A 5,706-nucleotide genomic window follows, 5' to 3' on the forward strand; every position below is an offset into this window, starting at 1 on the left:
GACAGGCAGCGACGAGGCGAGCAGCAGCGCAACGGGGAGCATCTGGGTTCCTTGGGATGAGGCAGGTGCGGCAGCGGACCTGCAAGGGAGCGTGAAGGGGCCGGCTCCCATTCCGGCGCGAACTTCTTAGCGCATGCGGGACACGGAGCGTCCTAGCCTTCTAGGCTCGAAACGCGGGTCGTCCCTGGACCCGGTACGTGAGGACCCGCCTTGAGGCCCACCCTGCTCGCGCTGCTGTTCGTGTGGTTGTCCTGGCCCGCCGCCATGGCGGCACAGAAGGTCACCGTTCCGGTGGACGTGGGCGTGGGGCCGGCGGTGTTCGTGTTCTCCGGCCCCATCGCGGACGACCAACTGCTGCACACGGGGCTGAAGCTGTCGGTGGACGCGGTGCTGGACAAGGAATGGCTGCGCAAGAACCAGCGCGCCATCCCGGCGCGCTACCGGAAGCAGGCGAAGCAGATGGATGAGATTCGCATCTCGCCGTCCATCTTCATTCCGGACTCGTTCATCATCTCGCCCAAGTACCGCGACACGGGGATGTACGGCGTGACGTTCAAGCCGCTGGGGCTGGGGGTGCCGCTGTCGTCCAGTCCGGTGCGCTTCAAGCTGGGCGTGGGGCTGGTGTTGACGTACGCGTACATCTTCTCCGACACGCTGCCGGACACGCACTTCCTGCGGCCCGGTGCGAGCCTGGGCGCGGACCTGGAGTTCCAGCTGGCGAAGAGCTTCCTCGTCAGCGTGGGCTGGGAGTCCACGTTCTACGTGCCGCAGGAGCTGGGTGGGCTGGGGCTGCCGGCCTCACTGGGGGACGGCATCTTCCACGTGGGGCAGGCGTACCTGCAGCTGCATTTCCGGTTCCCGTACACCACGACGCTGTAGTGCTCGCGCGCGGGCGGGGCGCGTGGCTAGCGTGCCCGGCACCATGTCACTCGTCCTCGCCACCGACGCGCAGAAGGCGCAGCGCGACGCCGTCACCCATGCCGCGTGGGGCTCGCCCCTGAGCGTGCCGCAGTACCAGGAGCGTGAAGCACGGCTGCGCGCGCACCCGTGGAGCCGCGAGGGCATGAACACGTGGCTGTGGCTGGCGGATGACGGCCGGGTGCTGGCGTCATGCGAGACCTTCCACACGGACAGCTTCCTGCGCGGCGCGGACGGACAGCTGACGCAGGGGGACAGCTACGCCATCGCCAGCGTGTACACGGAGGAGCACCTGCGCGGGCGGGGACACGCCACGCGGTTGATGGACGCCGTCGCCGCGGAGCTGGAGCAGGTGGCGCAGCGGCCGCACTCGGTGGTCCTGTTCTCCGACGTCGGGGCGCCGCTGTATCGCCGGTCCGGCTACGCGGACGTGCCCGCGTGGGACTGGCACCTGGACGCCGCCGATGCGCCGGGAGGCCGGCCCGTGGACGACGGCCTTTTGGAGACGGACGTGGCGGGGGCGCTGGCTCGGATGCGCCGGCCGGACGTGTCCTTCTTCCTGTGGCCTGGCGCCTCGCAGGTGGACTGGCACCTGGAGCGGGAGCGCATCTACGCGGACCTGCTGGCGCGGCCACGGCCCCGGACGTGCGGCGCGGTGGTGGGCGAATCCACCGCGCTGTGGACGATGAACGCGCGCTACGGCGAGCTGGTGGTGCTGATGCTGGATGCGCGGGACGCCTCCGCGGCGGAGGTGCTGCTCACGGAGGCGCGCCGCGTGGCGCATCACGCGGGACTCAAGCGCGTGGTGTGGTGGGAGGAACCCACGACGGCGTCACTGGTCGGCGGCGTCCCCGGCGCGGTGCGGGTGCAGCGGGACGGGTCGCTGCCCATGCTGCGGCCGCTGCGCCCGGGGCTGCCTCCCGCGCCGGAGGTCCCCTTCCCTCGCGCCCTCTGGGTGTGAATCAGGCCTGAAGACCCACGGCGGCGAGCCCCTGGAACAGGGCCTGGGCCTGCGCTCGTGAGGGCAGGCCCGCGTCGTGGATCAACGGCTCCGGCGACAGGCCAGTCCCCCGGGCAGCAAGGGAGCAGCCAACAGCAAGCCGTAAAGAGTGCGGCGCAACATCCGGTGCTTCGGAACCAACACCACCGTCCGACTCGACATGAGAAACCTCCGCGCTCCCATTCCAGGAGAGCGGTCTGGCTTCCCACCTCTGGCCAGGTGGAAACAGGGGCGGCGACCCCAACCCGGATGTGTCAGGCGGCGACAGGTCCCCTAGGATGCGCCCCATGGCCGAGAGAAGGCGCATCATCGAGGGCTCCTGGAACTGCACGTCCTGCGGCGCCAAGAACATCCCTGCCCGTCACAAGAACTGCCCCTCCTGCAACAACCCGCGGGAGCTCACCGGCAAGGAGTCCGAGTTCGACTTCGGTGACGTGGACGCGGCCTCCGGCAAGTCCACCCGCGAGGGTGTCGCCGACGAACAGGCCCTGGAGATGGCCGGCGCCGGCGAGGATTGGTTCTGCGCCTACTGCGGCGCGGCCAACCGGGGCGACGGCAAGCGCTGCCGGCAGTGCTCCGCCGAACGGGGCTCGGATGCGAAGGCCGCTCCGCTCGCGGACCTGTCCCCCAAGGCGCCACCGAAGCCCGCGCCCAAGCCCCGCCGCTTCGGCAAGGTGGCGCTCATCGTGGTGGGCATCTTGAGCTCCTGCTGCCTGGGCACCTGCGCGGTGGGCATCTGGGGCAACATGAAGCATGAGCTCAAGGGCGAGGTGGTGGCCACGAACTGGCGCCGCGCGCTGGTGCAGGAGCGCTTCGTCCCGGAGACGCGCACGGGCTGGCGGGACGAGCTGAGCAACACCTCGCCACGCATGCCGGTGAACGGCGCGGGCGAGGTCGCGGGCGTGACGAACATCCGCGACTGCGCGTCCCGGCAGCGTGGCACCCGCCGGGTGGCGGACGGCACCCAGCGCGTGTGCCGGACGAAGACGCGCAAGGTGGCCTGCGGCACCGAGGAGAAGTGCTCCCGTCGCGACAAGGGCAACGGCTTCGCCGAAGAGGTCTGCCACGACGTGACGAAGTACTGCAACGAGTCCTACGAGGACTGCGACACGGAGACGCGCTACCGCAACGAGCCCGTCTACTCGCAGCAGTGCGCCTACGACACGTACGTGTGGAAGCCGGTGGACACGCGCGAGCTCAAGGGCACGGAGGGGCCGCCGCGCTGGCCGGAGCTCGTCGCCGGGACGAACGAGCGGGTGCGGCGCGAGGAGGACTACACCGTGCTCGTGCGCTACGACGACGACGGCGTGAAGCAGCACGAGGTGAAGCCCACGCGCGAGGACGAGTTCGTCGCGTGGAAGAAGGGCCAGGGCGTCACGCTCACCGTGACGAACCTGGGCAAGGTGGAGCAGGCCGTCCGCCGCTGAAGAAGCACCGTCGAGGAGTCTCATGGAGTGCACCTGCTGTGGCGCCTGCTGCGTGGCGCCGGACATCGCCGCGCTGGACAAGCCGTTGGGGCTGCGGTGCCCGCACCTGGGCGCGGACAACCTGTGCACCGTGTACGAGCGGAGGCCCCAGGTGTGCCGGGACTACGCGGCGGACGAGGTGTGCCGCCGCATCGAGGCCCCCACGTTGGAAGAACGCGTGAACAACTACCTGGCGCTGTTCCAGCTCACCGCGGAGGCGGAGTCCGTGCGCAAGTCGGGCTGCGCCTCCATGCGGATGGCGCGCGCCATCAGGGAGCGGAAGTGAACTTCCAACCCACCGAGCCGTTCGTTCCCGCGCCGGGCGTTCGTGGCGCGCACGCGCAGACCATCTACGCGTCGCTCGTGCGCCCCACCCGCGTGCCGCCCCTGCGCCGGGAGCGGAGGGATTTGCCGGACGGGGACTTCGTCGACCTGGACACCTTCGACGGGCCGAAGGGCGCGCCGCACGTGGTGGTGCTGCACGGCCTGGAGGGGTCCTCGCAGGCGGGCTACGTCACGGAGGTGCTGCGGGGCGCGGCGAAGCGCGGCTGGGGCGCCACGGCGATCAACTTCCGCTCGTGCAGCGGGGAGCCGAACCGGCTGGCCCGGGCGTACCACTCCGGAGACACGGCGGACACGCTGCTGGTGATGGCGGACGTGCGCGAGCGCATCACCGGACCGATGCTCGCGGTGGGTTTCTCCCTGGGCGCCAACGTGCTGTGCCGGCTGCTGGAGGAGACGGGAGACCAGGCGCCGGTGGTGGCCGCCACGTCCATCAGCGCGCCGTACGACCTGGACGCGTGCTGCCGCAAACTGGATGGCGGCAGCGGCTACCACTGGCTCTACCGCGAGCGGTTCCTGCGCACGCTCAAGAGCAAGGCCCGCGCGAAGTTGCAGCGGTTCCCGGGCGCGTTCGACGGGACGCGCATGGAGGCGGCGCGCACCATCCGGGGCTATGACGACGTGGTCACCGGGCCGCTGCATGGCTTCCGGGACGCGGAGCACTACTACCGGGAGGCTTCGTCGGGGCCCAGGCTCGCGGACATCCGCCGGCCCACGCTGCTGCTGAGCTCCGCGGATGATCCGATGCTGGAGGCGCCGGTGATTCCGCCCTCGGCGCGGGACAACCCGTTCCTCAGCGTGGTGCTGACCGAGCAGGGGGGCCACGTGGGCTTCGTCGCGGGCCGCGTGCACCGTCCGTACTTCTGGGCGGAGGCGCAGGCGCTCACGTTCTTCGAGCGGGTGCTCGCCAGCTGATCAGCCGAAGAAGAAGGTGAGGCCGAGTTTTCCGGACGGCTGCACCTTGCGCATCATCCACGACTGCGTCTCCACGGGAGACAGCGCGTCGCGGAAGGGCTCGTCCAGCTTCTGGAGGCTGGGGACGTCCATCTCCATGAAGCTCATGCCGCCGCGCACGAAGAAGCTGAGGCGCCGGGTGGCGTTGAACTCCAGGCCCACGTGCGTACTGATGTACGTGTAACCCACGCGCTCCATGGAGGAGGTGGGCAGCTGCGTGCGGTCCGCGAGCCTCCGGTTCAGCGTCTGCGTGCTCGCGGCCTGCGCGTGTCCGAACTCCCATGAGAACGAGGGAGAGACCTTGCTCTTCAGCGGGAGCAGCGTGAGTCCTGCGCGCAAGGCGCCTCGCAGACCGTTGTGCGCTCCGCCGAGGTGGATTCGCAGGTACGGCGAAGGCCGGAGGACGCCGGAGAGTCCCGCGCCTTCGGGCATGCCCGCGTCGAGCATCAGACCGAAGGGTGCCAGCCGCTCCGGATCATTGCTGATCCGCCGACGGCCTTCCATCTGCGGTGCCTGCACCTGGGGTGATTGCACCTGCGGTTTTGATTGGGCCACGGCCGTGTGAGCCGCCAGGACCACTACCGCCGCGGTGACGATGGACACCGCTCCCATGAGGATTCTCCCCGTTCCAGACATCGCGGCCACGCGCGATGAGATTTGCGAGGTACGCCGGATCCCAGGAGTCCGTGCTCTCCGATGACCCGGCTGCGTGTTGCTCCCCCCGACCCGCCACTCCACTCCCGCCACACGCCCGGTGCTGACTGTCGCGTCGCCTCGATGCCGCCGCCGGCTGGATCGCGAAGCTCTCGCACCGCCACGTCTTGATTCACGGCTCTTCACTTCTCCCGTCCGGCGACCACGACCGCCTTTGCCGGACTCCCCCAAACTGCGCACTGCTCCGTCCCGCCGCCCAGCCCCGTCCTGCGACCTGCCTGCTGCCTTGCTCGACCGCGCCGCGTGCTGCCCCACGGTGCCGCGCGATGAGAGGTGATGCGCACTGCCCTGATCCGCCGTGCTGCTTGTGCT

At 70.0% G+C, this 5,706-nt stretch carries 6 protein-coding genes; 5 read left to right on the plus strand and 1 reads right to left on the minus strand.

Annotated elements, in window-relative coordinates; translation table 11 throughout:
* Positions 1-210: 210 nt before the first annotated feature.
* The 5 genes from D7Y15_RS41725 (at position 211) to D7Y15_RS41745 (ending at position 4,641) form a co-directional block, all read left to right on the plus strand.
* Positions 211-879: a hypothetical protein gene (locus D7Y15_RS41725; RefSeq protein WP_199746058.1), complete on the plus strand. Its 669-nt coding sequence runs from the start codon at positions 211-213 to the stop codon at positions 877-879.
* Between the two features lie 22 nt (positions 880-901).
* Positions 902-1,879: a GNAT family N-acetyltransferase gene (locus D7Y15_RS41730; RefSeq protein WP_368667431.1), complete on the plus strand. Its 978-nt coding sequence runs from the start codon at positions 902-904 to the stop codon at positions 1,877-1,879.
* Between the two features lie 326 nt (positions 1,880-2,205).
* The gene (locus D7Y15_RS41735; protein ID WP_120581372.1) at positions 2,206-3,345 is read left to right on the plus strand and encodes a hypothetical protein; all 1,140 of its coding nucleotides are present in this window, start codon (positions 2,206-2,208) and stop codon (positions 3,343-3,345) included.
* A gap of 22 nt (positions 3,346-3,367) precedes the next feature.
* Positions 3,368-3,670, plus strand: a complete 303-nt coding sequence (locus D7Y15_RS41740; RefSeq protein WP_120581371.1) for a YkgJ family cysteine cluster protein — start codon at positions 3,368-3,370, stop codon at positions 3,668-3,670.
* Positions 3,667-4,641: a hydrolase gene (locus tag D7Y15_RS41745; RefSeq protein ID WP_120581370.1), complete on the plus strand. Its 975-nt coding sequence runs from the start codon at positions 3,667-3,669 to the stop codon at positions 4,639-4,641. Before D7Y15_RS41740 ends, D7Y15_RS41745 begins: the two co-directional genes overlap by 4 nt.
* Here the strand turns inward: D7Y15_RS41745 and D7Y15_RS41750 are convergent, their stop codons facing one another.
* A complete protein-coding gene (locus tag D7Y15_RS41750) occupies positions 4,642-5,292 on the minus strand; it encodes a hypothetical protein (RefSeq protein ID WP_121756043.1) in 651 nt (216 codons plus the stop codon).
* Positions 5,293-5,706: the final 414 nt, after the last annotated feature.

The sequence above is a fragment of the Corallococcus sp. AB030 genome, from assembly GCF_003668965.1.
Lineage (GTDB): Bacteria > Myxococcota > Myxococcia > Myxococcales > Myxococcaceae > Corallococcus > Corallococcus exiguus.

Coding starts and splice junctions, on each gene's coding strand:
- D7Y15_RS41750 (WP_121756043.1), bottom strand. CDS start 5,292: ATGGGAGCGGTGTCCATCGTCACCGCGGCGGTAGTGGTCCTGGCGGCT.
- D7Y15_RS41740 (WP_120581371.1), top strand. CDS start 3,368: ATGGAGTGCACCTGCTGTGGCGCCTGCTGCGTGGCGCCGGACATCGCC.
- D7Y15_RS41735 (WP_120581372.1), top strand. CDS start 2,206: ATGGCCGAGAGAAGGCGCATCATCGAGGGCTCCTGGAACTGCACGTCC.